Annotated in this window: 23 protein-coding genes; 10 read left to right on the top strand and 13 right to left on the bottom strand. The window is 70.3% G+C overall.

From position 1 onward, the window contains the following. Window positions 1–7 precede the first annotated feature (7 nt). Complete coding sequence (locus DEU35_RS11775) at window positions 8–1,081, top strand: DUF4241 domain-containing protein (protein ID WP_116239613.1); 1,074 nt, start codon at window positions 8–10, stop codon at window positions 1,079–1,081. Window positions 1,082–1,146: 65 nt separating this feature from the next. Here the strand turns inward: DEU35_RS11775 and DEU35_RS16865 are convergent, their stop codons facing one another. The 6 genes from DEU35_RS16865 to DEU35_RS11750 all read right to left on the bottom strand — a co-directional run bounded on the left by DEU35_RS16865 (window position 1,147) and on the right by DEU35_RS11750 (window position 7,859). Continuing rightward, window positions 1,147–1,359 carry a hypothetical protein gene (locus tag DEU35_RS16865; RefSeq protein WP_147301866.1) on the bottom strand — a complete coding sequence of 71 codons (213 nt, stop codon included), beginning with the start codon at window positions 1,357–1,359 and terminating at the stop codon, window positions 1,147–1,149. 226 nt (window positions 1,360–1,585) lie between these two features. After that, window positions 1,586–1,930 (bottom strand): hypothetical protein, encoded by a 345-nt coding sequence (locus DEU35_RS11770; RefSeq protein ID WP_147301865.1) that lies wholly within the window; start codon window positions 1,928–1,930, stop codon window positions 1,586–1,588. 751 nt (window positions 1,931–2,681) lie between these two features. Continuing rightward, on the bottom strand, window positions 2,682–3,461 hold the full coding sequence (locus tag DEU35_RS11765; RefSeq protein ID WP_147301864.1) for a DUF6671 family protein: 780 nt from the start codon (window positions 3,459–3,461) through the stop codon (window positions 2,682–2,684). A 53-nt stretch (window positions 3,462–3,514) separates the two neighbouring features. Then, window positions 3,515–3,838: a P-II family nitrogen regulator gene (locus tag DEU35_RS11760; protein WP_116239610.1), complete on the bottom strand. Its 324-nt coding sequence runs from the start codon at window positions 3,836–3,838 to the stop codon at window positions 3,515–3,517. Then, on the bottom strand, window positions 3,838–6,384 hold the full coding sequence (locus DEU35_RS11755; RefSeq protein ID WP_116239609.1) for a DUF2309 domain-containing protein: 2,547 nt from the start codon (window positions 6,382–6,384) through the stop codon (window positions 3,838–3,840). The genes DEU35_RS11760 and DEU35_RS11755 overlap by 1 nt, the downstream gene beginning before the upstream one ends. After that, entirely contained in the window at window positions 6,384–7,859 is a 1,476-nt protein-coding gene (locus DEU35_RS11750) for a proton-conducting transporter membrane subunit (protein WP_116239608.1), read from the bottom strand. Before DEU35_RS11750 ends, DEU35_RS11755 begins: the two co-directional genes overlap by 1 nt. Window positions 7,860–7,957: 98 nt before the next feature. Between DEU35_RS11750 and DEU35_RS11745 the strand changes: the two genes are divergently transcribed. The 4 genes from DEU35_RS11745 to DEU35_RS11730 all read left to right on the top strand — a co-directional run bounded on the left by DEU35_RS11745 (window position 7,958) and on the right by DEU35_RS11730 (window position 10,668). Continuing rightward, window positions 7,958–8,230, top strand: coding sequence for a winged helix-turn-helix domain-containing protein (locus DEU35_RS11745; protein WP_115916228.1), 273 nt, complete (start codon window positions 7,958–7,960; stop codon window positions 8,228–8,230). Between the two features lie 34 nt (window positions 8,231–8,264). Next, window positions 8,265–9,170 carry an arginase family protein gene (locus DEU35_RS11740; protein ID WP_116239607.1) on the top strand — a complete coding sequence of 302 codons (906 nt, stop codon included), beginning with the start codon at window positions 8,265–8,267 and terminating at the stop codon, window positions 9,168–9,170. Between the two features lie 127 nt (window positions 9,171–9,297). After that, window positions 9,298–9,672, top strand: a complete 375-nt coding sequence (locus DEU35_RS11735; RefSeq protein WP_116239606.1) for a helix-turn-helix transcriptional regulator — start codon at window positions 9,298–9,300, stop codon at window positions 9,670–9,672. Window positions 9,673–9,690: 18 nt separating this feature from the next. Continuing rightward, on the top strand, window positions 9,691–10,668 hold the full coding sequence (locus DEU35_RS11730; protein ID WP_116239605.1) for an SRPBCC family protein: 978 nt from the start codon (window positions 9,691–9,693) through the stop codon (window positions 10,666–10,668). A gap of 170 nt (window positions 10,669–10,838) precedes the next feature. On the opposite strand, the gene DEU35_RS11725 is transcribed toward DEU35_RS11730, so the two are convergent. Next, the gene (locus DEU35_RS11725; protein WP_147301863.1) at window positions 10,839–12,896 is read right to left on the bottom strand and encodes an Ig-like domain-containing protein; all 2,058 of its coding nucleotides are present in this window, start codon (window positions 12,894–12,896) and stop codon (window positions 10,839–10,841) included. 453 nt (window positions 12,897–13,349) lie between these two features. Here DEU35_RS11725 and DEU35_RS11720 point away from each other — a divergent pair, with 453 nt between their 5' ends. After that, window positions 13,350–14,009 carry a HEAT repeat domain-containing protein gene (locus DEU35_RS11720; RefSeq protein ID WP_116239603.1) on the top strand — a complete coding sequence of 220 codons (660 nt, stop codon included), beginning with the start codon at window positions 13,350–13,352 and terminating at the stop codon, window positions 14,007–14,009. Between the two features lie 9 nt (window positions 14,010–14,018). Here the strand turns inward: DEU35_RS11720 and DEU35_RS11715 are convergent, their stop codons facing one another. After that, a complete protein-coding gene (locus DEU35_RS11715) occupies window positions 14,019–15,035 on the bottom strand; it encodes a serine/threonine-protein kinase (RefSeq protein ID WP_146035542.1) in 1,017 nt (338 codons plus the stop codon). A 53-nt stretch (window positions 15,036–15,088) separates the two neighbouring features. Then, window positions 15,089–15,352, bottom strand: coding sequence for a DUF6458 family protein (locus tag DEU35_RS11710; RefSeq protein WP_103207649.1), 264 nt, complete (start codon window positions 15,350–15,352; stop codon window positions 15,089–15,091). 137 nt (window positions 15,353–15,489) lie between these two features. On the opposite strand from DEU35_RS11710, the gene DEU35_RS11705 reads away from it, so the two are divergent. Beyond that, window positions 15,490–16,152, top strand: a complete 663-nt coding sequence (locus DEU35_RS11705) for an ArsR family transcriptional regulator (RefSeq protein WP_116239602.1) — start codon at window positions 15,490–15,492, stop codon at window positions 16,150–16,152. Window positions 16,153–16,164: 12 nt separating this feature from the next. On the opposite strand, the gene DEU35_RS11700 is transcribed toward DEU35_RS11705, so the two are convergent. The 3 genes from DEU35_RS11700 to DEU35_RS11690 form a co-directional block, all read right to left on the bottom strand. Next, window positions 16,165–17,085: a DUF1295 domain-containing protein gene (locus DEU35_RS11700; protein ID WP_116239601.1), complete on the bottom strand. Its 921-nt coding sequence runs from the start codon at window positions 17,083–17,085 to the stop codon at window positions 16,165–16,167. Further along, the gene (locus tag DEU35_RS11695) at window positions 17,082–18,917 is read right to left on the bottom strand and encodes a long-chain fatty acid--CoA ligase (protein WP_116239724.1); all 1,836 of its coding nucleotides are present in this window, start codon (window positions 18,915–18,917) and stop codon (window positions 17,082–17,084) included. Before DEU35_RS11695 ends, DEU35_RS11700 begins: the two co-directional genes overlap by 4 nt. A 103-nt stretch (window positions 18,918–19,020) precedes the next feature. Further along, window positions 19,021–19,410: a hypothetical protein gene (locus DEU35_RS11690; protein ID WP_103207659.1), complete on the bottom strand. Its 390-nt coding sequence runs from the start codon at window positions 19,408–19,410 to the stop codon at window positions 19,021–19,023. Window positions 19,411–19,631: 221 nt separating this feature from the next. On the opposite strand from DEU35_RS11690, the gene DEU35_RS11685 reads away from it, so the two are divergent. The 3 genes from DEU35_RS11685 (at window position 19,632) to DEU35_RS11680 (ending at window position 22,644) form a co-directional block, all read left to right on the top strand. Next, window positions 19,632–20,822, top strand: a complete 1,191-nt coding sequence (locus tag DEU35_RS11685) for an acyltransferase (RefSeq protein ID WP_147301862.1) — start codon at window positions 19,632–19,634, stop codon at window positions 20,820–20,822. Window positions 20,823–20,831: 9 nt separating this feature from the next. Further along, on the top strand, window positions 20,832–20,978 hold the full coding sequence (locus tag DEU35_RS17185; RefSeq protein WP_170210699.1) for a hypothetical protein: 147 nt from the start codon (window positions 20,832–20,834) through the stop codon (window positions 20,976–20,978). Between the two features lie 178 nt (window positions 20,979–21,156). Next, window positions 21,157–22,644: an SDR family oxidoreductase gene (locus tag DEU35_RS11680; protein ID WP_174799696.1), complete on the top strand. Its 1,488-nt coding sequence runs from the start codon at window positions 21,157–21,159 to the stop codon at window positions 22,642–22,644. A 172-nt stretch (window positions 22,645–22,816) separates the two neighbouring features. On the opposite strand, the gene DEU35_RS11675 is transcribed toward DEU35_RS11680, so the two are convergent. Next, complete coding sequence (locus tag DEU35_RS11675; RefSeq protein ID WP_103207663.1) at window positions 22,817–23,224, bottom strand: NUDIX domain-containing protein; 408 nt, start codon at window positions 23,222–23,224, stop codon at window positions 22,817–22,819. Window positions 23,225–23,239 lie beyond the last annotated feature (15 nt).

The following is a 23,239-nucleotide window of genomic DNA, read 5'->3' as shown; positions in this document are numbered from 1 at the left end:
TGGCGCCATGTGGGGCGATCGCGGGGCGAAAGCGGCGGAGAAGCGCGTGCAGCGCTTCCTCGAGGATTACGACATGCAATGGCGGCGTGTAGCGCCCGTCTTCGCGGATCGTTCCACGCGGCGGGACGCGTTCTCGCAGTGGCGAGAACTCGTCGTCCCGCTGACACGTGATCACGTGGTGGGGGAGCACGTCCGCTTGGACTCCTCGTTCGGTACGCCGCCGGGCTACGGGGTCGCGGCGGAACGGATCGTGCGTTCCGAGGTCGAGGGCGATCGCGCGTTCGTCCTGACCGAGATGATCGACTCGCCGACGCGTCAGAAGCACGAGTACGTTCTCGAGCGCGAAGGGCGCGGGTGGAAGATCAGCGCCATCGAACAGCACTTCGACGACCCCCGCACCCCCTTCGCCGATGCGGCACAGGCCCGGGCGCTCGCCGCCGACGCGGCACCGGACGCCTCTCTCGACGAGGTGCCCGACGAACAGCGAACCCTCGACGAGGTGCGCAACTTCACCGAGCGCTCGGTCGTGCACCGGCGCAGCGGAGAGGAGTCGGAGGTACGCGTCTCGCCCGCGGGAACCCTGGTGACGACGTCGGGTGTGCTCGCCGTGCTCGACTTCGGATACGACAACGACGACGCGCGACCCCTGGCCCGCAGCGTGGCCCCGGGGGCGTACCCGGTCGAAAGAGTGACCGGTTTCGGCCGCAACGCCGCCCTGCGGGTGCGTTTCAGCGATCGGATGCCGGTGACCTGGCATCCCGCCGATCTGCCGTCCGGCCCGGGGCACTTCTTCGGCGTCGACGCGGGCTGCGCGTGCATCGTCGATCTTCCCGCGTACGCGACCATGAGCCGGCGGGCCAAGGCCGCGGCCTTCACCGAGTACATGTACGCGCCCTCGCCGAGCGTCCAGGAGGTCGGTCTCGGGCCGTCCGACGTGGGCATCGTCGCGGAGTCCGGGTACGGCGACGGTCAGTACCCGGTGTACTGGGGGATCGACGAGACGGGCGCGGTCGCACAGCTCGTCGTCGACTTCCTGGTGCTCGTCACCGCGGACGAAGAGGGGAACCTGCGGCACCTGTGAGGCGACCGGCCGCGTGATGGTGCGGCCGGCCTCTCGCGGTCGTCTCGCAGGGGCCGTTGCGTTGCTCAGATCGAACTGCGCTGCTGACTCAGAGCGGCAGCCGGAGCCGCCGCGATGAGCGCGGCGATGAGGAGCAGGGCGCCGGTATCGCCGTGAACGGTGAGCATCGCAAGACCCGACAGGCCAAGGACGAACACGGACGCCCACAGAAGGAACACCGCCACGGCACTCGTCCAGACCGGCTGCCCGAACGGCCTCTGATTCGGATCGGTTCGCACGGTGCCTCGCCTTCGGGTCGCTCGCAGATGAGGAGGTGTCACACATCGACGCGGCGCCTTCGTTGAACGCGGCTCGATACGGGGCCAGCATAACCGGGGCCAGGTCCCCCGAATGGGGGACATTGTGCGGCGAGTCGCGGAGCGATATAGGCGAGCCGTGATGCCGTTCCGCCCGGCCCGTCGGCTAGTTCCGGGCATGCTGCCCACAACGAAAGTTGGAAGCGCCTTACTCGGACGTAGCGGTGCTGTCGAAGTATTCCTGCACATCGGCTCTGTCGCCTTCGCTGAGGGAATGCCCGACGTACTCGATCACGATCCAGTTCGACCGGTAGGAGCTAGACGACGTGGCGGCGAACGCTACCGCATCGTCAATGCTGCTGAACTTCCGGTACGACGCATACGTCGCGCTGTAGCCCTGAACGCACCCAGCAACGTCACTGCAGAGCTTCTCGGTCGCCTCCTCGTAGCCGTTCAGCGCGCGAAATTGCGAGCTGGAGTGAGCGAAGTCGCCGAGGTCAATGTCTTGTCGTGTGTCCCGGGTTGCCATCATGACGAGGAGAACGGCCAGCATCGCGGTGATCGCTACGCCAGCAGTCACACCCGTAGCAATCAGCGCGGCGCGCTGTGACCTGACTCGATTCACGGCCAGTCGCACTTGTAGGGGAAGGCGCCGCCGTCGATACGCCACTTCAGTCTGTTCGCCCTATAGCCCTCGAGATCCCATGAAGGTCCGCCAAAATCTCTTGCGCGGCAATGCCGGTTTCGGCCGCGGTGCTTGTGACCGACTGAAGCGTGTCCAATGTCGGGGGCGGGTCTCCGTCATCGGCGTTCGCGGCAGTCGGTAGCAAGGCAAGCATCATCGTGATGGTCGCAGTTGCCGCACGGCAGGTCCAGTGTTTGCTGATCAAAGTTCCCCCCGGAACGTTCGAGCCTCACCGGTCCCCCCCCGGCACTGCGAACGTAGCGTTCGACGAGTTCTTTTCGCAAAACGAACATTTCTGCGTTTCGGGGGAGAGGGTCCGGCCGGCGGCCGGCGACCTCGAACAAGTGCTTGGTGTCGTGGGCTGGTCAGATCTCGCGGAGTCTTGCTCGCCCCGGAGAACGGTGCGGCGGCTCGATAGCCCCTGATTGTCCGGCGAGGATGGCGGCTCAAAACGCTCCGCCCATTCGTGCGCGTCGCCGCGTAATGGCCGGCGGTGATCGCGGGCCAGGCGCCCTTCGGTGCGTCCGGCCCGTGCAGACCGAAAATCGACAACTCACCGTCGGGTGAAATGGTGAGTCAACCGCGCGCCGCACCTCCCGCACCGGCTCCAAAGCCCCCCTCACGGATTGCACCTATCGCACGTGGCCGGGTCGGCCTCACGCTGGGGCCGCCGGCGCTCGCGCTGCTCGTCGCACGCGGGGCAGCCGTCGACGTCGATGCGCACCTGCGAGGTCGCATTGCCGCACGCGCCGCAGCGGAGTCCGCGCACGACGCCCACCGGGCCGAAGCCCGGGCACCCGCACCCCGGACACAGCTGCCTCATCCGGGCCGCGAGCAGCCACGAGAGCCGGCGCAGCACCCTCCGCCGGGTCGGGTTCATATGGGCGCGCAGGTCGGGCTCGAGCTCGACGGGGCCGCGGCGGAGCAGGGCGTCGATGATCGCGGCATCCTGGATCCCCTTCTGCATCCCGGTGTCGGTGTGCGCGACGACGGCCTGGTGCGGGAAGCCCGCGCGGGCGAGGTAGCGCCGTGCTTCGCTCTCGGTGCGGACGGTCCGCGCGGGTGCGACGTGCGTGTACTGGCGGATGCCGTGGCGCACGCGGATGCCGCGTTCGAGGTCGACGAAGACGGCGAGCTCCTCGTGCACCATGGGGCCGAAGCCCCCGAGCGCGGGGGCGTACGATGCCTCGGTCGCCAGCCCCGTCGAGGTGCCGAGCTCGAGGGCCGCTCCGCGGGCCTTGGCCGTGGCCGCTTGCTCGGGAGTGCCCGCCCTCGGCACGTCTCGGGTGAACGTGCCGAGGGAGTCTGTATCGAGCTGTGTCGTCGGCATGACGCCCGCGACGAGCCACCGGGAGAAGGCCGGGGCGAATGCGTCCGCCTTGCCATGCCGGGTGCCCACGGCAATCGTCTCGCCGGCGTACGCCGACGCTGGGGGGCTCGTCGCGGCGCGCATCAGGCGAAGTAGTCCGGGCGGCTGACCGAGGTCGGCGAGACGAACATCACGCCCGACGCGTGATCCAGGACGGGACGGATGCCGGCGATGATCGCGTCCGCCTTCTCGGGAGCCACGACGGTGACGAGCAGCGTCAGGGTGTCGTGGTCGTTGAAGAGCAGACGGCCGCCGCGGGGGCCGTGGTGGCCCACGCCGGCCACGCCGGTGATCGCGGTGTAGCCGCGGGCGCCCAACGATTGCATGAGGGCGGACACCTCGGCGACGTCGTCGCTCGCGACGACCACCTCGATCTTGGTCATCGGGGTCAGTTCGGACAGGCTCATCAGTGGATCTCCTTCGTGGTGGTCTCTGCGGGGGCGGCGGGGACGCCCGATGGGGTGGGAATGTCGAGGTCGTCGGCCTGCCAGCCATAGCGGCCCCACCGCATCCAGCGGGCGCTGTCGTGCTCGCGGACGCGGAGGGTGATCCAGCGGTTGGTCACCAGGGTGCGGACGGCCTCGGAGGCGTCGATGATGTCGTTGACCCGCGCGAGCGGGGCTTCGACGAACACCTGGAGCCGGATCGGCTCGTGCCGGGCCGCCCGGCCGACGCCCACCGATTGCCAGGGCAGGCCGAGGCGCAGGTCGCCGCCGTAGCCCGCGAGCACGCCAACCGTGCCGACGACGTTGTGCAGGGGCTTCGGCCCGGCGCCGAAGCGGTCGGGGGCGACGGTCGAGGCCGCGTACTGGGCGTTGATCCACTGCGCCACGATCATCGGCGCGGTCAGGATGGTTTCGAGACCCGAGCCGTCGGGGTCGGCGGCGGCGTCGTAGCTGTGCAGGAAGGCGCGGCGACCGAGGTCGGTGCCTGCCGTGATCGAGCGCGGACCCACGATGAAGGCGGCGTTACCGACCAGGCCCCACTCGGCGTACGCCTCCGCCCAGTCCGCCGACCGGCGCGCGGTGTCGCGGATCGCGCCGTGGCGGCCGCCCGCTCCGGGCAGACTCGGGCCGCGTTCGGCCGTGTTCCCGGCGCGGGCAGTTTCGAGCCGCCGGGTCAGCTCGAGCACGGCGGTCTCGTGCGTGGCCGGGATGGCCCAGGGCTCGAGCAGGGTGACTTCGTCGGTGACGGTGTCCATCTGCGCCGCGACGAAGAGCGTGTCGGCGGGGATCGAGATGCCGCGGGCGACGAGGGCGTCGCGCGTCTCGGGGTCGTTGAAGATCATGGCCGCCGCCCGCGCGTTCGGTTCGCCCTCGTGCCCGCCGCACGCCCCGCACTGCAGCGACGAGGCGAAGGGGTTGTTGGTCACGGAGGCACCGTGTCCGGTCAGTAGCACGATGGGCGCGAAGTGGTCGACGAGTCCCATCATCCGCAGCGCCGTCTCGGCGTAGAGCACGCGCTCTTCGAGTGTGAAGACGACGTTCGCGTCGACGTGCGTCGAGGGCTTCGCGGGGCGCATCCGCGACACCAGTGCGCGCCAGCCCTCCGGAGCGAGCGTCCGGGCCGCGCTCGCGGCGCCCAGGACCCACCCGGCGGTCTCCGCGAATGCGTACGGTGCGACGGCGGACTCTTTGAGCGCGTCGATCGTGGCATCCCGTTCCACGCCGGCGGCGCGCTGCCGCTTCCAGCGTGCGATCGCGTCGCGCTGCACGGACGACTCGGTGATCGCGACGCGAGGCGTGAGCAGCACCGGGCACGACGCGACCTCGGCGGACCCGTCGGCGGGCCGGAACGAGATGGGAGCGGCGAAGAAGCCCGCGAAGCCGAGGGTCTCGACCCCGCCCGCGGCCTCGAGGTGCCGCCGAAAGCTCTCCGACCGCGTGTCGATGCAGAAGACCGCCTGCGCGAGCGGCCGCTGGACCGGTGCGCTCGGGCGGAGCACCGGGGCGGTCGCCGGGGCGAGCTCGCGCGCGACGCCCCTCTCGAAGGCCTCCTGCCAGACGGCGAGCCGCGCCGGGGGGTCGATGAGCGAAAGGACGGGCCGTAGAGCACCGCGCGCCTCGCCGTCGGTGGCGTCGACGCCGAGGGCGAGAGCGACGGCGCCGATGCGGGCGGTGTCGTCGGTCGGAACTTCTTCGTTCGCAGCCCGCGCGGGAAGGACGGTGTCGGCGGGCAGGAGCAACCGCTCGAGCGTCGCGCGGATCGCGACGAGCGAGGTGAGGTCGACACCCGTCGTGCCGGCGTGCCGGACGAGCGCCGCCCACCCCGGCAGTGCGAGCACGTGCGCAGACAGGAAGGACTCCGCGGCGGTCTCGTCGAGCTGCCACCGGGCGAGCGCTTCGCCGACAGCCGCGGCCGGGTCGTCGGGAGAGTTCCGGATGCCGCTGCGCACCCGCCGCGACAGGGTCGGGTCGAGTGCGGCCAGGCGCCGCCACGTCGTCCACATGTTCTCGCCGTTCGCCCGCGACCAGGGTGCCGAGCCCAGCGAGGCGGCGGCCCACCGCGCGGTGAGGTCGTCGACCCGCGCGTGGACCCGCGGCGAAAGCCGTGCGGCCGGTGTCGGCTGCGGGGAGGCAGCTGTCATCGGGGGAGCGACGAGCAGGTCATGCCCGAGCACCTCGCCGACCGTGGTGGCGAGGCCGCCGATGCGAAGGATGCGGGAGGAGCCCGCCTCGGGCACGGTGAACCGCAGAGCCGCGTGCAGGTCGGAGGACGAGATTCGCCCCCGCGCGTGCAGGTCACGGAACCGTTGCTCCGAAAGAGACAGCAGGATGCCGTGGTCTCGCGCGATCCGCCCGATCGCCTCTTCCCAATCGAGGTTCTCGTAGCCGGCGACGGGGTTGCGGGCGATGAAGGTCTCGAGGGGGAAGTGCGCAGAGATGCTGCGCCCGGCGGCGGCGATCCAGCCCCGGATGACGGCGGGCGAGGGAGGGGAGGTGTGGGTGGTCATCAGAATCTCCGGTACTCGAGGGGGCCGTCGGCGGGTGCCGGGGTCCAGGACGTGTCCGTGCGGGGTGCGGTCGGGGGCAGGGGTGGTCGACCCCAGGCGAAGGCGAGGGCGAAGAGGTGGTCGGCGAACCGGCCCGAGCCTCGCGCGGCGAGGCCCGAGACGGCGGCGATCACGAAGACCGCGATGGCGAACGGCGCGGGCACGGGTGCGGCGGCGGCGATCGGAGTGAGCGCTTCGGCGGCGGGGAAGACCACCGCGAGATAGGCGGCGGTGGCGGCGGCCAGACCGGCGAGGAGGGCCGTGCGGGTCGCGGCCGGCGATGAACCCCCGCCGATCCGCGCCCCGGCGATCACCGCGGTGGCCCAGGCGAAGAGGAGGAGCACTGCCGCGCTGTGAGTGATCGCACCGGATGCCGCCAGCGCCGCCGCCCCGGTCAGGAGCACGACTGCGCCGCCGACGATAGCGCCGCCGCGGGATGCCACCGGGAGCGCGATCGCCCGGCCCTTCAGCGCGTGCTCGACCGCGGAGCCGGCGCCGAGGAACAGGCTCGCCTTGTAGAGCGCGTGACCGATCGCGTGGACCAGGGCCACTCCGAAGGCCCCGAGCCCGCAGGCCAAGAGCAGGAACCCCATCTGCGCGGCGGTGGACTGCACGAGGCGGCCCTTCACGTCGGGGCGCGTGAGCATGGCGAGGGTCGCCACGATCATCGTGATCGCGCCGGCGACGGCCACCACCCAGGGCCCCACGGCGGAGGGCACAGCGGCATAGCGCAGCAGGAGCAGCGCGCCCGCGTTCACGAAGCCCGCGTGCAGGAGCGCCGAGACCGGGGTTGTCGTCGCCGCGGTCGCGGGAAGCCAGCCGTGCAGGGGGAAGGAGCCCGCGCGGGCCACGGCCGCGACCGCCACGAGCACACTCACCACTGCCGCCGAGGTGACGTCGAGGCTCCCGAGCGCGGCGAGCGAGACCGAGCCGGTGGACGCCACCGCCACGATGACCGCTGCCCAGAGGGCCGCGTCTCCGAGCAGCAGGGCGACCGTGCTGCGCGACACCGCGATCCGGGTTTGCGGCCCGGCACCGCCGGTCGAGATGAGGGCGATCATGCTGACCGTGCCGAGGGTCCACCCGGCCGCGAGCAGCACGACGTCGTTCGCGGCGATGGCGGTGGTCGACCCGACGGCCGCGAGAGACGACAGGGCGAAGAAGCTGCGCGAACGGGGGTCGCCGCGCAGGTTGCGGCTGGCGTAGGCCTGCACGATCACGGTGAGGGCGACGACCAGCAGCGCGAGGGCGGAACCGGCGATGTCGTCGTCCGTGGCGAGGGCCGATGCGAGGCCCACGGTGGCGACGATCGCGGCGACGGCTGCGGGGCAGGCGGCGAGTGAGCCCGGGGTGTGCCGACGCGCGACTTCCGGGAGGAGGGCGGCGACGACCGCGGCGAGCAGCGCGGCGATCGTGAGCGGGGCGAGAAGCGACATGCGCAGCACGTTACATGCAAAAAATTACTGGTGTCAAAAAACAGGTAATGATTAACCGGTGCTTTGATTCCGGTACCGCGGGTCAGTATGCTGTGGCGATGACGACATGGACGTTTCTGACCAACCACGCCCATGTGTTCATCTACGTCGCCCGCGACCCCGGTGCTCGCGTTCGAGAGATCGCGGATGCCGTGGGCATCACCGAGCGCACGGCGCACGGCATCCTGGCCGACCTCGTCGACGCCGGGTACCTCAAGCGCGAGAAGGAGGGCCGGCGCAATCGGTACGAGTGCGTCGAGGACCTGCCGTTGCGTCACCCGATCGAGAGCGATCACCCCGTGGGGGCGTTGCTGCAGGCGTTGCGGGGCTGACCTCCCGCGGCGACACGCAGGGCAAGATCGAGAGATGATCACCGTCGTTTCGGCCCCGACCAATCTCGGCTTGCGGCCGCCTCGGCGGGGGAGCGTGCCGGGGGTGTCCAAGGCGCCGGATGCTTTGCGCGAGGCCGGCCTCTTCGAGCGCCTCGCTCATCGGGGGGCCCAGGAGGGCGGAATCGTGCTCGCCGGCCGGTATGTCGACGACGACGACGCGCGCGCCCCGGGTCTCGTTCGCAATCAGGCTCAGCTCGTCGACCATGCGCGGCGGCTCGCTGATCGCATCGATGGCGTCTGGGCGTCGGGCCGGTCGCCCCTCGTCATCGGCGGCGACTGCAGCGTCCTCATCGGGGCGGGGATCGCCAGTGCGCGTCGAGGTGGCGGCGGTCTCGTGCACATCGACGGGCACACCGACTTCCGGCACCCGGGCAACAGCGACGACTGCGCGAGCGTGGCCGGGGAGGATCTCGCCGCGGCTGTCGGTCTTCATTGGCCGGCGATTGCGGACATCGACGCCCTGTCCCCCTACTTCCACCCGTCTCGTGTTGCGCACATCGGGCATCGGGACGACGACCAGCACGTCGATGAGGCTCGTCGCGCGCTGGGGTGCGTGGTGCCCGCGGCGGATGTCCTGGCGCGGGATGCCGCCTCCGTTGCCGCCGAGATCCGACGCGTCGTCGGACGCGGATACTGGCTGCAGGTCGACGTCGACGTCCTCGATCCCGCCGTCATGCCCGCTGTCGACAGCCCGGATCCGGGCGGACTCGATGCCTCGCAGCTGACCCGGCTCCTCGTCGAACTCGCGCCGTTCGCTCGCGGCGCCTCCGTCACCGTCTTCGACCCCGACCTGGACCCCGACGGCTCTCACGCGCGCGTCGTGGCGGACATCGTCGTGGACGGTCTGGGAGAACTCGGGACCGCGGTCCGGATGCCGTGACGTCTGCAGGGCGACGACATCACCGCATCGTCGGGATAGCGGTGAGAGGACACGGGATGCCGAGCGAACCGTGTTGTATCGGGGGCGCTCTTGCGGGCGTGTGGTCACCGCGCTAACGTGCAACCAAATGGTTGAACAACGGAGCGACGCCGACATCGACCGCGTCTTCCACGCCCTGGCCGATGCGACCCGTCGCGACATCGTGCGGCGCACGCTCGTCGCCGAGCAGTCGGTATCAGAGCTCGCCGCGGCGTACGCGATGTCGTTCGCCGCCGTGTCGAAGCACATCGCCGTGCTCGCCGAGGCGCGGCTCATCACTAAGCGCGCGCAGGGGAGGGTGCGACTCGTGTCCGCCGACCCCGCCGCTCTGGCGAAGGCTCAAGCGCTGCTGCGCTCCTACGAAGACCTCTGGCGCGGCCGCGTCGACCGACTCGACGCGATCCTGCTCGAAGACGCCGGGGTGCCGGCATCCGATCCTCTCTCCGAACCCACCGAAAACTGAACCGACGAAGGAGTCGTCATGCCCGTCACATCCGTCGAGAGCGACACCGAATCTCTCACCATGACCCTGGTTGCCGACTTTCCGGTCGGCTCCGAACGCCTCTGGGCGGTCTTCACCGACCCGCGCCAGCTCGAGCGCTTCTGGGGCCCTCCCGGGTGGCCGGCGACCTTCGACGCCTTCGACTTCCGGATCGGCGGCCAGGCGAAGTATCACATGACCTCGGCGCAGGGACAGCGAGCCGGTGGCGCGTGGGAGTTCACCGCGATCGACGAACCGCGCGGGTTCGAGGTGATCGACTCGTTCGCCGACGAGGACGGCACCCCCATCGAGGGGATGCCGTCGATGCGCATGGTCTTCGCCTTCGAGGCCACGCCCGAGGGCGCGCGCCTCACCAACGTCAGTCACTTCACCTCCGCCGAGGCGCTGGAGCAGGTTGTCGCGATGGGCGCGGTCGAGGGCTCGACGCTCGCGATGAATCAGCTGGACGCCGTGCTCCAGGGGCTCCGCGAATTCGCACAGGGTAAGGGGACGCAGCTCGAGGTCCTCGACGATCAGCACGTGCGCATCACGCGGCTCATCGACGGACCGCGCGAGCTCGTCTGGCGTGCGCACGTCGACCCCGAGCTGATGCGGCAGTGGATGCTCGGCCCCGACGGCTGGCGCATGACCGAGCGCGAGGTCGATCGCATCGAGGGCGGGACCTACCGCATCGCGTGGGAGCCCGAGCCCGGCACCGAGGGCGAGGCGTTCGGGTTCGACGGCGAGATCCTGCTGCTCGACGAACCCCGCCGCATGGTGCAGACCGAGCACATGACGGGCACCGACTACCCCGCGACGATCAACGACCTGTCGCTCTACGAGGAGGACGGGGCCACCCTGGTGACGCTGTTGATCGAGTACCCGGATGCCGCCACCCGCGACGCCGTGCTCGCCACCGGCATGGTCGAGGGGATGGAGCAGAGCTTCCGGCGGATGGAGCGCGAGGTTCTCGGGTGATGCGGGCGGCGCATGGTGGTGTCCGGTCGCCGCTATGCGTGATTGCAGGGGATTCTCACGCGGAGTGACGATTTGCTCGGAGGCCTGTGCGAGATGCTGAGGCGTCCTGGAATGCCAGAACCCCAGCGGCCCGCCGTGCGCATGGGCCGCTGGGGTTCTCGTTCTATCCGTTAGTTCGGTCTACGTGTCGTTCGGTGGCGCTGAAGCAGCATCACCGCAACCCCGGCGGCGAGGATGCAGAGTGCCCAGCCCAGTGGGGCGAGGGGTGCGGATCCGGTGATGGCGAGGTGATTCGAGGTGGAGGTGCTGCCGCTCGAGCTGGCGGGGGTTCCCGTGCTGGCGCTGGCGCTGGTGCTGGTGGTGGCGCTGGCGCTGGTGCTGGGGGTGGGGGTGGGGGTGACCTGGACGGCGAAGGAGTTGGTGAGACCTCCGATCGTGAAGGTGATGACGTGGGGGCTGGCGTGGTTGAAGGTGACGGTGGTGAGGTTGGTGGTGGGGTCGTAGGTGATGGTGTCGGTGTCGATGCTGGAGGTGGTCACCGGTTGGACGTTCGCCTTGGTGGTGGGGTTGCCGTATTGGTCGACCGGCATTGTCTCGAACACGATCGAGTCGCCCTGGTTGGCGGTGATGGTCGTGTGGGTGGCCGTGCTGTTGGAGGGTTCGGTGACGGTGCCGTCGGGGGCGACGGCCCAGAGGGTGGTGCTGCTGCTGTCGCCGGGGGAGACGGCGGCTTCCAGGGCGGTGGCGGTGCCGGGGGCGATGGTGAGTTTCACGTATTCGGTGGCGGTGCCCACGCTGTTGGTGGCGGTGACCTTGACTTTCCAGGTACCGGCGCGGGTGGAGGATCCGGCGAGGATACCGTTCGTGAAGGTGACACCGTCGGGGAGGACGGTGCTGTCGGTGTCGTCGTTTTCGACGGTGTAGGTCGGGGTGGGGACGCCGGTCGCGACTAGGTCGTCGAAGGAGAACGACTGTCCGGCGACGACGTTCTTCTCGATCGGAGCGGAGGCGGCGGAGTCGGTCTGGAAGGAGGGCGATTTCGTGTACGGGACCACCGTGAACGTCGTGCTTGTGGTGGAGGGGCTGTGCGAGGAGTCACCGGAATAGGACGCGGTGACGGTGTGCGAGCCGACGGCGAAATTCCTCAACAGTGTCGCGGTGCCGTCCGTGAAAGTGGTGGACCCCAGGACGGTGTCTCCTTCCTTGAAGGTCACGGTCCCGGCGGCGGTAGCCGGGGAGATGACGGCGGTCAGCGTTGTCGCTGTCGCGTCGTTGGGCTTATCGCTTGCTTTCAATTCAAGTGTGGTGGCGTAGCTCGGGTCGTCATAGGTGATGACAATCTTGCCGTTGCCGAAGTTGCCGTCCAGGGCGGTTGCATTCGTGGCGGTCGCGGCAACGAAACCCGACCCGCCGCCACCCGCACCCGCGTTATCGTCTTCCGTTTCGCCGCCGTCGGTCCCGCCACCACCGCCGGCGAAGTAGCCGCCTCCGCCTCCGCCTCCGCCGCCCGCGTAGCGAGCCGAAGAGCCTGAGTTGTTCGCCCCGCTGCCGCCGAGCGCGAATGCGGTTGAGCTTGTGTGGTAGCTGCTTCCCGGAGCCCCCTCGACGGAGCCTGTTCCGCCGGGGCCCGGGCCGGAGGCTGTCGCACCGCCACCGGAGTATGCGTACGAACCAGTGCCATCCGGACCGTGCCCGGATGATCCGTCGCCGGTTGTTCCCCCGGCGCCGCCAGGGACGGGCGTCCCTCCGGCAATGCTCGCGCCGCCACCGCCGCCGGCTGCGATCAGCAGTGCACCTGCATCGGAGAAGAGGAAGCTGCCGCCACCGCCGCCACCGCTCGCGTACGTGCTGGAGGCAGACCTTTTTCCGGCGAATCCGCCGCCTCCGTATCCCCCGGGTGCATAAGTGTTGGCGTCACTGACGCCGTCTTGGCCAGCACCGCCAACGACCAGGGCGAGCTCATCGCCAGGCTGAACGGGAAGGGTGGCGCGCACGGTGCCGCCGAGGCCACCGGCCCCGTGGCTCCCTCCGAAGAAGGTGCCGTCATTCATTGCATGCCCGCCGGAACCGCCCTCGACCACCGCGGTGATGCTCGTGACGCCAGCTGGCACTTCCCACGACTCGGGCAGGCCGCTGTACACGAAGACGGCCCTGCAGAGGCCGGAATCGCACGACGTGTTGACAGCCTCGGCAGTGGTCGCCCCGGCGAATGTGATCGCTGCGGTCACCACAACGCCCACACCCCCCGCTACGACACGACGAACAAGAGGCGATGGGGCGGTTCGCATGGTGGTACTCCTCATCGGGAACGAAAGACGGTGGTCGGTGCGAGAGCGGTGCAAGGAGGCTGTTGCTGGCGGGATGCCGCTGATTACGAGTCCACATCCGCAGGCGTCACTTTACATCCAGTTCATTCCGTTTCGTTCCGTTCTGCGTGCAGAGGAAGCCCGCATGCTGCTTCTCGTGTTGCTGACCCTGCCGGCGCTTCCCCGGGCCAGCATCTACGTGACCCAGTTCTTCGACATGTTCGCCGACGGTCCTGCCGTGGACGCCGGGCGGCGTAGAGGTCCGCCACCTCTACGCATGACGCGTCGCAGCTGTCGCCCACGACGGCGCGGAGCAGGCAGAACGGCCCTACCCGCCCCGCATCGTGACACGCTGGGTCCGAAGGAGGGATCGCGATGACCGACCCCACACCCGCCGACCGGCTGCGCACGGCCCTCGAGCACTCCGACGCCTCGGCACGGCTCCAGGCGGCGCTCGCCGCGGGGACGCGGCCGGACGATCGTTACATCGACGTCCTGGTCGAGCGGTGCGCGGTCGAGTCCGATTTCTTCGTGCGCGACATGCTGACGTGGGCGCTCACGCGGCACGACCCCGCGCGTACCGTGCCGGCGCTGCTTCCCGAGGTCGGGTCCGACATCCCTCAGGCGCGGAGCCAGGCCCTGCACACGCTGTCGAAGATCGGCGACCCGGTCGCGTTCACCGCGATCACGCCCGCGGTCCTGCGTGACAGGCACCCCGAGGTGGCGCGGGCGGCCTGGCGGACGGCATCCGGTCTCGTTCCCGACGACCAGCACGAGAGCCTCGCCGACGAGCTCTCGACCCAGTTCGGTCGGGGCGATCACGACACCCAGCGGAGCCTGAGTCGGGCGTTCGCCGCGATCGGCTTGCGCGCCGAGCCGACCGTCGAACGCGCCGCGGACTCGCCGTACGACGTCGTCAGCGCGCACGCGCGGGCCACGGCGATCATCATGGACGACCCGGATGCCGACTTCGCCGCCGCCGCGGTCGAGGCCCGGCGTGTGGTGGCTCAGCGCGCTCTGCCGGTCGAGGAGTGACCCGCGGGCTCAGTGGTAGTGCGTGACCCACGCCCAGAGCGGCGGCCGTCGTCGACGCGCAGACGTCTCGCGGGCTTGGTTCACGGCGCGGAGCGCGGTGACGGGCTCGGCGTCCGCGCCGACGACGGCCACGGCGGCGGAGTCCGCCGGCACCGCGGCGACGACCGCGGAATCCGCCGGCACGGGCCCGCTCCGCAACTCGCGCGCGAGATCGGCCACCTCGCCCGCGCTCGGGCGCCCCTCGGGGTTCGGGTCGGTCATTGCCGTGAGCAGCACTTCCCAGCCGTACCCGAAGCCCTGAGGCACCTCGGGGTCGTAATCGAGGGGCCCGAGCACGAGCTCCTGCATCGCGCCGCCGCTCAACGGACCCTCGGCCGTGAGCATCTCCTGCGCCAACAGCCCCAGCGCGTAGATGTCGGATGCCGGGGTCGCCGTCTCACCGTGCAGTCGCTCGGGCGGGAGGTATGCGGCATCCGGATGCGTCTGCGCGGTGGCGGGACGGGCGCCGAGCACCTGCGTCACGCCGAAGTCCGCGAGGACGGCGGTGAAGGGACGGGGCGCGGCGCGCTCGGGGCGCAACAGCACGTTCGACGACTCGAGGTGCTGGTGGACGATGCCCACCTCGTGGATCGCGGCGAGACCCTCGGCCACGTCTTGCAGCAGCCCCGCGGCGAGGTCGGGCGCCAGCGCCCCGTGATCGTCGAGATGCCGGCGCAGGGTCGGACCGGGGATGAGCTCCATGACCAGGTACCCGTGCCCCTCGCGCGTGAGGTGCGCGTCGTACAGCGTCACGAGCGACGGGTGATCGAGGGCGGTGAGGATGCGCGCGGCCGCCAGTCGCCGCCGGGGGTGGGTGACCTCGTCGGGGTCGAGTGGAAACACCTTCACCGCGACATCGCGCGCGAGCACGTCGTCGCGCGCACGATAGACGGTGCCCTCGCGGTCGGAGCCGAGCGGTTCGACCAGCCGGTAGCGTCCGGCGAAGGCACCGCCGAGCGACGGGAGCGTCGCGTGGGGGGTGCCCATCGGATCCTCGTCGAGGGGCCGGTCGCCGTGCGGGTGGAGCTCGGACAGGGTCGTCACACCAGGGGGTCGCCGTTGTCGCTGGTGCGACGGGTGGTGACGCTCTGGCCGCTGGCCGGATCGATGGTCGAGCGGGTGGTGGACTCGACCGAGCGACGACGGAACATGAAGACCAGGCTGATCACGAAGACGACGACGCCCGCGGCCATCAGGATGTACCCGATGGTCTGAAGATTCGCGACGCCACCGAGGTCGAGGTTGACCGCGAAGGCCAGGATGGCACCGATCACGAAGAGTGCGATGCCGCTGCCGATACCCATGGGAAACTCCCTCGTTGCTGTGATTGTCTAGTGATCGCGCCGGTGACATGGACCTGTGCCGGTCGCGATCGCTCAAACGCTACTGAGTGAAAAGACTTTGCTGCGACCGATGGCGCGGCGCATTCTTGGGGTGCATAATGGACGACCTTCAGCGCAGGGCGAACGCTTTCGCGGCGCTCGGAGACCGCGGTCGTCTGCGGATCGTCGACCTTCTGGCGGTCGGAGACATGTCGTCGAGCGAGATCGCGGCCGCCCTCGGAATGAAGTCGAACCTCGTGGCCTTCCACACCAATGTGCTGCACGAACGGGGAATCGTGCGGCGGGTGCGCTCCGAATTCGACGGCCGCCGCACCTACCTGCAACTGATCCCCGACGCATTCTCGGCGCTCGCCGCCGACCCCACGTCGGTGGGCGGTCGCGTCGTCTTCGTCTGCACCGCCAATTCCGCCCGATCTCAGCTCGCCCAGGCGATCTGGGTGGACCACAGCGGCATTCCCGCCGCCTCCGCGGGAATGCACCCGGCCGATCGCGTGAATCCCGGAACGATCGACGCAGCGACCCGCCACGGCATTTCTCTGGACCCGGATGCCAGGCCCCGAGCGCTCGACCAGGTGGCGCGCCCCGGCGACTTCTTGATCAGCGTGTGCGACCAGGCGCACGAGCAGATGAAGGGCCGCGACGACGTGCACTGGTCGATCCGCGACCCCGCGAACAGCGGCAGCGTGGAGGCGTTCGACCGCACCGTCTCGGAGCTGCGTGCGCGGATCGCGCGGGTTGCGGCGCAGCTCGTCGGGGCGTGAGCGTCGGGCACCTCACGACCGCGCGGTCAGCGCCGGGATTAGCACCGGAGTGCGGTCACGGTAGGCGAGGTAGTCGGACCGGTCGCCCCAGCGCTCGTCGGCGCGCTTCTCGAGCAGAGGGATGCCGCTGACCCGCGTCAGCAACAGCACCACGAACAGCGGCGACAGGACGGCGACCCACTGCCAGCCCTGCAGCACGGGCACGGCGACGAGGAAGACACCGACCCACACGAGGATCTCGCCGAAGTAGTTGGGATGCCGGGACCGCGACCACAGGCCCGTGCGGATGAACTCCCCCCTGTTCGCGGGGTCGGCGCGGAAAGCCTGCTTCTGCAGGTCGGCGACGACCTCGAACACCATCCCGGCGAGCCACACGACGATCCCCGCGACCGCGAACCCGTCGAGGGGCGCCCGGTCGGCGGCATCCGCGCTCATGGCGATCCAGGCGGCTGACGCGGTGAGAGCCACCCAGAGCCCCTGGATGCACCAGACCTGGAAGAAGCGCAGCGGGTTCGTCTTGATCTCGTCGAAGCGTCCGTCGGTACCCGCCCGGTGCACGCGCGCGAAGAGGAACGAACCGAGACGCGCGGCCCACACGACGACCATCGCGGCGAGGATCCACCCGCGGGCGTCCTGCGCGGGGGCGAGCAGGGCGAGGGCGATCGAGACGGCGATGAAGGTGAGGCTGCCTGTCAGGTCGAAGAACCGCTCGGTGCGGCGCAGGGCCGAGGGAAGGAAGACGACGAACTGGATGACGAAGGCCGCCGTCACAGCGATCGCGAACACCGGGATGCCGCCGACCTGCGCACCGCGGAAGCTTCCGGCGACGGCGAGCCCCGCGCCGATGACGAGGGCCACCACCACGGCGACGAGCGCCGTGAGGTTCCGGGTCGCGGGGGACCGTTCCGAGGTGGGGGGAACGGGTGCGGTCATGATGCGGCTCCTCTGTACAGGGTGTCGATCGTGTCGGCGGCGCGGTGCAGTACCTCGCGGCGCTTGATCTTGAGAGTCGGGGTGACGAGCTCGCGATCGTCGAGATCGGCCAGCACGACGGTGAAACGGCGCACCTGCTCACTGCGCGACACGAGGGCATTCGCCGCGTCGACGGCGGTCTGCAGGTGGGCGGTGAGGCGGGGGTCGTCGATCGCGCGTACGGCGCCCGGAATGCCGGGCTCGAGCGTAGAACCGTTCGCGGCCACCCAGGCGGCCGACTGCTCGGGATCGAGGATCAACAGGGCCGAGAGGTAGGGCTTGCCCTCGCCGACCATGACGGCGTGCTGCACGAGCGGACTCGCCTCGACCGCGCCCTCCCAGCGGGCGGGCACCACCGTCTTGCCGTTCGAGGTGACGATGACGTCTTTCAGGCGGCCCTCGAGGATGACCCGCCCCGAGTCGTCGATGCGACCGAGGTCGCCCGTGCGGAAGAAACCGTCCACGAATGCATCGGCGTCGTGACGGGGGTCGCGGTACCCCGAGAACACGCCCACACCGCGGGCGAGCACCTCTCCCTGCGGGCTGATGCGCACGGTCGATCCGGGAAGGGGGAGTCCCACCGTGCCCGAGGCGATGCGCCCGGGCAGGTTTCCGGTCAGCGGCGCGGTCGTCTCGGTGAGGCCGTAGCCCTCGATGACCGGGACCCCGATGCCCCGGAAGAACAGCGACAGATCGCGATCGAGGGTCGCCCCTCCCGACAGGATGTACCCGACCCGCCCACCCATCACGGAACGGAGCCGCGCGTAGAAAAGCGCGTCGAAGACGGCCTTTCGCACCCGGAAGCCGAGGGGAGCGCGGCGCGGGTGGCCGCCATCCCGGAACTCTTCGAACCGCCCGCCGAGGATCGCGGTGGCGACGGCGCGAGCCCACAGCCGGCCGAGGTGCTTCTCGGCGGCTTTCTCGCCCGCGGCGGACTGAATCTTCTGCAGGACGCGGGGAACCGCCACGAGGAAGGTCGGACGCAGCACGGCGAGGGCGGGCACGACCTGCGCCGGCTCGGAGAGGTGCGCGATGCGCATGCCGCTCGCGATGCAGATGAGCTGCAGGCCGCGCGCGAGCACATGGGCGAGCGGGAGGAAGATGATCGTGTTGCCCTGCGGGTTCACCACTTCGCGGTACGCGGCGGCGATGTTGAGCACTTGACCGAGGAAGTTCGCGTGCGTGAGCACGGCGCCCTTGGGCTCGCCGGTCGTTCCCGAGGTGTAGACGATGGTCGCCGGATCGTCGTGGCCGGCACGGATGCGGCGGCTCTCGAGCTCGGCCTCGGAGACATTGGCACCCCGCGCGCTGAGCTCGTCGAGCGAGGGGACGTTCTCGACGCCCGCCATCGCCCAGGTGCCGAGCGTCTCATCCCCGGCCTGCGCGAGCGCGTCGGTGAGGAGGTCGGCGTGCGCGCGGGTTCCGGCCACCGCGAGGCGCACGCCGGCGTCGCGCACGATCGCATCGACCTGCGAGGCCGACGACGAGTCGTACACGGGAACGACCACGCCCCCGGCGAACCAGGTGGCGAGATCGGCGACGGCCCACTCGTAGCGCGTCGGCGCCATGATGGCCACGGTGTCGCCGGGCTGCAGGCCGACGCCGACCATTCCCTTCGCGAGCGCGCGGACGGCATCGAGGAAGGCCGCGGTGGTCACCGGTTTCCACCCGCTGTCGGTCGGCACCTCGAAGGCGATGTGATCGGGGGCTTCCTCCGCACGGCGGACGAGCAGATCGGTCACGTTGGTGAACGCGTCCAGGCGCGCCAAAGCGGGCGTGTGCGTCTCGAACATCATTCCTCCGGGCGAGTGCGCGGTCCTCGGGTGGGGGACCGCCGAGATCATTTCGGAGGCGTGCTCGGTTCGGATTGCCGGTCGGGGCTTCCCGCGCGCGGGCTCAGGGGGCGCTGAGGGCCCGCACGGTCAGGCGCACGAAGAAGTAGCCGATGGCGATGTTGATGACCACCCCGATCAGATACGTGACCGAGAGGCCGTTCGTCGCCGAGATCGAAGCGAACGCCACCACGGCGGCGATGACGCCCCCGCCTCCTGCCACCGCCAGGGCCGCGAGGTGCACGTTCGGCGACGGGCGAACGGCGGCCAGCAGCCACAGCACGCTGAGCAGCCCGACTGTCACCCCGCCCGCCAGGAGGGTGGGCTCGTCCAGACCGATCCACAGGTACATGACCGCGACGACGGCGAAGATCGGCGCCAGCACGAACGCGAGAACCCGCGCGCGGCGGGCGAGCTTCTCGGGCGGAACCGGGTCGATCGAACGCGAGGCCATCTGACCTCTTCCCCCTGCGTGGCGCGGAGTCGCCAGGCTATCCACCGGGTCCGCTCCTCGTCCAGGAGAAGGGAGGCTGTCGCCGTCAACCCCCGGGCCTTTCAGGCTTTTCTTGGCACTCGACCGGTATTTTCTCTCGCGTCGGTGTGGACTCGTGCGCCCCGCACGGGTCGCTGATCGCCGGCGAGCGAGACGACACGGAGGCGACGACGATCAGTACCTTGACGGCACCCGCTCCTCGCGTGACGGCTCCGGCGACGGCATCCCGCCCCGCGAACCCCGCGCGCCACCTGCCCTCTCTGACAGGGCTCCGCTGGGCGACGGCAATGCTGATCTTCGGTCACCACCTCATGGCGGTCGAGTACTTCGGCGGCACCGCCGGAACCGTCTGGGCCTTCGTCTTCGAAGCAGGCAAGACCGGCGTGACGCTCTTCTTCATTCTCTCGGGCTTCGTGCTCGCCTGGGGCCACAAGCCGCAGCAGAGCGCCGGGTCGTTCTACTGGCACCGCTTCGCCCGCATCTACCCCCTGCATCTCGTCGGCGTGGGACTGGCTCTGGTCGCCGCGGCGACCCTCGTCCCCGAGATCCGGACCGCGGGACGGGCGCCCCTGGTCGCGAACGTCCTCCTCGTCAACGGCTGGGTGCCCGACTGGTGGCAGGCCGGAAACCCCGCCAGCTGGTCGCTCGTGTGCGAGGCGTTCTTCTACCTGAGCTTCCCGTTCCTCATCCGTCCGCTCGTGCGCCTCTCGAACCGCGCGCGGGGCGGCGTGGTCGTGGCATCCCTCGTGCTCGTCGCCCTGGCCCCGCAGATCGCTGCGATCTCGCCGTTGCCGATGTCGGCGGCATCCACTCCGCTGCTCCGCCTGCCCGAGTTCGTGCTGGGCGTCACCCTCGCGCTGCTCCTGAAGAGCGGAGCCTGGATGCCGTGGAAGCTGCGCTACACGCTCCCTCTCGCCGTCGTGGGCTACGCCCTGTCGGAGGCGCCACCGATCCCCGGCACCGACATCCACCCGGGGCTCGCCGCGACCGTGGGGTCGTTCGCGCTGCTCGTCGCCTCGCTCGCCGCGGCCGACGCGCACGGCGGGTCGACGTTCCTCGCCCGTCCGCTCTGGCAGGAGCTCGGACGCGTGTCGTTCGCCTTCTACCTCGTGCACCTGCTCGTGATCGCGTCGGTGTCGTCGTCGTGGCCCGACGGCCACTCGCAACTGCCGTGGCGGCACGCGCTGCTGCTCGCGCTCGCCGCCTTCGCCATCGCGCTCGCGATCGCGTGGGTGCTGCACCGGGCCGTCGAGATCCCGGCGCAGAAGTGGCTGCTGCGGTACGACCGGTCGCGGCACGTGTCCGAGGGCACGGGCGCTGCGGTCGGGGGAGAGACGCACGCCTCGGCGGCCGGTTCCCCCGCCGCCCGTTAGGCTCGCGGGATGTTCGGGGCGCATATCTTCATCCTTCTGCTCACCTGGGGCGTGGCCCTGGTCGCGATCGGCGCGGTGCTGTACTTCGCGGTGCGTCTGGCCGTGCTGCACGCGCTGAAGGCGCACACCCGCTGGGTCGAGTCCGGGCAGCGCTGACGCGGCGCCCGACCGCTCCCGAGGGCCTGTGTCGAGAACAGGCGATTCGCTGAGATCAGGCCGTTTCGCGGGGAGTCGTCCTGGTTCTGGTGGCATCCCCTGTTTTCGTGACGCGGCGGTCTGGGCCGCGACACGCCCGGCCCACCGATCGTCCAGATTCGCCTCGGTACACTTCCCTGTGCCCGAAACACAGCTGAACCCCGACCGCGATGCCGCGCGGGCGGTATCCATCGATCCGACCGAGCTCGAGATCGCGCTGCGCGTCATCGACGCCGCCTCGTCGCTCGACCCGGAAGATCCCGCGTACATCGCCCTGCGCCGCCAGACCGGAAAGCTCTACAAAGACGTCAAGCGCCAGTCGCGCAAAGAGAAGCGTCAGCGCATCGCCGAGGCCGATCGCGCGGTCGTGGCCGCGACCGCCACGGGCGCCGCCGACCGCATCGACGACGAGACGCGCGGCATCCCGCTGCAGGCCCGCACCGAGATGCCGTTCGCGGGTGAGCTGATCAAGGCGCGCGCCTGCTACATCTGCAAGCAGGACTACACGCTGGTCGACGCGTTCTACCACCAGCTCTGCCCCGACTGCGCGGCCATGAGCCACGCCAAGCGCGACGCCCGCACCGACCTCACCGGCAAGCGGGCCCTGCTCACCGGCGGCCGCGCGAAGATCGGCATGTACATCGCGCTGCGGCTGCTGCGCGACGGCGCTCACACCACCATCACCACGCGCTTCCCGCGCGATGCCGTGCGCCGCTTCTCGTCGCTGCCCGACAGTGCCGAATGGATCCACCGCCTCAAGGTCGTCGGCATCGACCTGCGCGACCCCGCCCAGGTGATCGGGTTGGCGGAGTCGGTGGCATCCGAAGGCCCTCTCGACATCCTCATCAACAACGCAGCTCAAACGGTGCGGCGGTCTCCGGGGGCGTACAAACCCCTGGTGGATGCCGAGCTCGCACCGCTCCCCGACGGACCGCTGCCCGAACTGGTCACCTTCGGCCACACGAACGACGCCCACCCGCTCGCCCTCGCGCAGTCGGTGTCGGCGCACCCCATCCTCGCGTCGGCCGCGCGCACCGCCGACGAATTGACCGCCGAGGCGATGGCCGCGGGCTCGTCGTCGCTCGAGCGTCTGGCCGCCGGCACGGCGATCGACGCGGGCGGACTCGTTCCCGACGAGGACCGCATCAACAGCTGGACGCAGCACGTCGATCAGGTCGAGCCCCTCGAGATGCTCGAGGTGCAGCTCGCCAACATGACCGCGCCGTTCCTGCTCGTCAGCCGACTGCGCCCCGCGATGGCCGCATCGACCGCGCGTCGCAAGTACATCGTCAACGTGTCGGCGATGGAGGGCGTGTTCGGCCGCGGCTACAAGGGCCCCGGCCATCCGCACACCAACATGGCCAAGGCCGCGCTGAACATGCTGACGCGCACGAGCGCGCGCGAGATGTTCGAGTCGGACGGCATCCTCATGACCGCGGTCGACACCGGCTGGATCACCGACGAGCGCCCCCACTTCACCAAGGTGCGCCTGGCCGAAGAGGGCTTCCACGCCCCGCTCGACCTCGTCGACGGCGCCGCCCGCGTGTACGACCCGATCGTGCGCGGCGAGGCCGGCGAGGACCTGTTCGGGATCTTCTTGAAGGACTACAGCAAGGGCAGCTGGTAGGCCGCCGCGGGGGTCGCCGCGGCTCGTCCCGCCCTGGCGCCTGCCGTGCCCGGCCCTGCCCCGCCCGCCCCCGCCCTGCCCGTTGAGTGTCCACAACACCCGGACGATTTTCGGATCCGTCCGGGTGTTGTGGACACTCAACGCGCGTTTCGGGGCGCGAAGCGCAGGGGCCTCAGGCGGGTAGGAAATACTCGCGGGCGAGAGGCGCGATCTCGAGACCGGATGCCGTGGCGGCGGTGACCCAGCGGAGCTCGGCGATCTCGGCATCCGGGGCCGGCTTCTGGTCGCCGATGTCGACGCGGAAGACCTCGGCCACGACCTCGAAGCCCGGTTCGTTCGCCGCGCTCGCCGCGTACGAGCCGAGGGGTTCGAGCAGCGCGGGGTCGACGCGCAGGCCGACCTCTTCGGCCAGCTCCCGCGCGAGCGTCTCGGCGGGCGTCTCGCCGGCCTCGGGCTTGCCGCCGGGCTGCATGAACGCCGTCGTGCCGGCCTTGCGCACGAGCAGCAGGCGTCCGTCGGCGTCGGTGATGACCGCGGCCGAGACGTGGATACGGCGCGGGGGAGTGGCATCCGGGATCACCTCGGCACGGTAGCA

Origin of the sequence: Microbacterium sp. AG157, assembly GCF_003385695.1 — a bacterium.
Taxonomy (GTDB): Bacteria; Actinomycetota; Actinomycetes; order Actinomycetales; family Microbacteriaceae; genus Microbacterium; species Microbacterium testaceum.
This window is presented reverse-complemented; position numbering and strand designations above follow the sequence as displayed.

Excerpts from the sequence above, each read along its gene's own strand:
- DEU35_RS17185 (WP_170210699.1), top strand. The coding sequence starts at position 20,832 with ATGTTCGGGGCGCATATCTTCATCCTTCTGCTCACCTGGGGCGTGGCC.
- DEU35_RS11730 (WP_116239605.1), top strand. The coding sequence starts at position 9,691 with ATGCCCGTCACATCCGTCGAGAGCGACACCGAATCTCTCACCATGACC.
- DEU35_RS11735 (WP_116239606.1), top strand. The coding sequence starts at position 9,298 with ATGGTTGAACAACGGAGCGACGCCGACATCGACCGCGTCTTCCACGCC.
- DEU35_RS11750 (WP_116239608.1), bottom strand. The coding sequence starts at position 7,859 with ATGTCGCTTCTCGCCCCGCTCACGATCGCCGCGCTGCTCGCCGCGGTC.
- DEU35_RS11720 (WP_116239603.1), top strand. The coding sequence starts at position 13,350 with ATGACCGACCCCACACCCGCCGACCGGCTGCGCACGGCCCTCGAGCAC.
- DEU35_RS11740 (WP_116239607.1), top strand. The coding sequence starts at position 8,265 with ATGATCACCGTCGTTTCGGCCCCGACCAATCTCGGCTTGCGGCCGCCT.
- DEU35_RS11745 (WP_115916228.1), top strand. The coding sequence starts at position 7,958 with ATGACGACATGGACGTTTCTGACCAACCACGCCCATGTGTTCATCTAC.
- DEU35_RS11775 (WP_116239613.1), top strand. The coding sequence starts at position 8 with ATGTGGGGCGATCGCGGGGCGAAAGCGGCGGAGAAGCGCGTGCAGCGC.
- DEU35_RS11700 (WP_116239601.1), bottom strand. The coding sequence starts at position 17,085 with ATGACCGCACCCGTTCCCCCCACCTCGGAACGGTCCCCCGCGACCCGG.
- DEU35_RS11690 (WP_103207659.1), bottom strand. The coding sequence starts at position 19,410 with ATGGCCTCGCGTTCGATCGACCCGGTTCCGCCCGAGAAGCTCGCCCGC.
- DEU35_RS11755 (WP_116239609.1), bottom strand. The coding sequence starts at position 6,384 with ATGACCACCCACACCTCCCCTCCCTCGCCCGCCGTCATCCGGGGCTGG.
- DEU35_RS11695 (WP_116239724.1), bottom strand. The coding sequence starts at position 18,917 with ATGTTCGAGACGCACACGCCCGCTTTGGCGCGCCTGGACGCGTTCACC.
- DEU35_RS11715 (WP_146035542.1), bottom strand. The coding sequence starts at position 15,035 with ATGGGCACCCCCCACGCGACGCTCCCGTCGCTCGGCGGTGCCTTCGCC.
- DEU35_RS11760 (WP_116239610.1), bottom strand. The coding sequence starts at position 3,838 with ATGAGCCTGTCCGAACTGACCCCGATGACCAAGATCGAGGTGGTCGTC.
- DEU35_RS11705 (WP_116239602.1), top strand. The coding sequence starts at position 15,490 with ATGGACGACCTTCAGCGCAGGGCGAACGCTTTCGCGGCGCTCGGAGAC.
- DEU35_RS11770 (WP_147301865.1), bottom strand. The coding sequence starts at position 1,930 with ATGCTGGCCGTTCTCCTCGTCATGATGGCAACCCGGGACACACGACAA.
- DEU35_RS11710 (WP_103207649.1), bottom strand. The coding sequence starts at position 15,352 with ATGGGTATCGGCAGCGGCATCGCACTCTTCGTGATCGGTGCCATCCTG.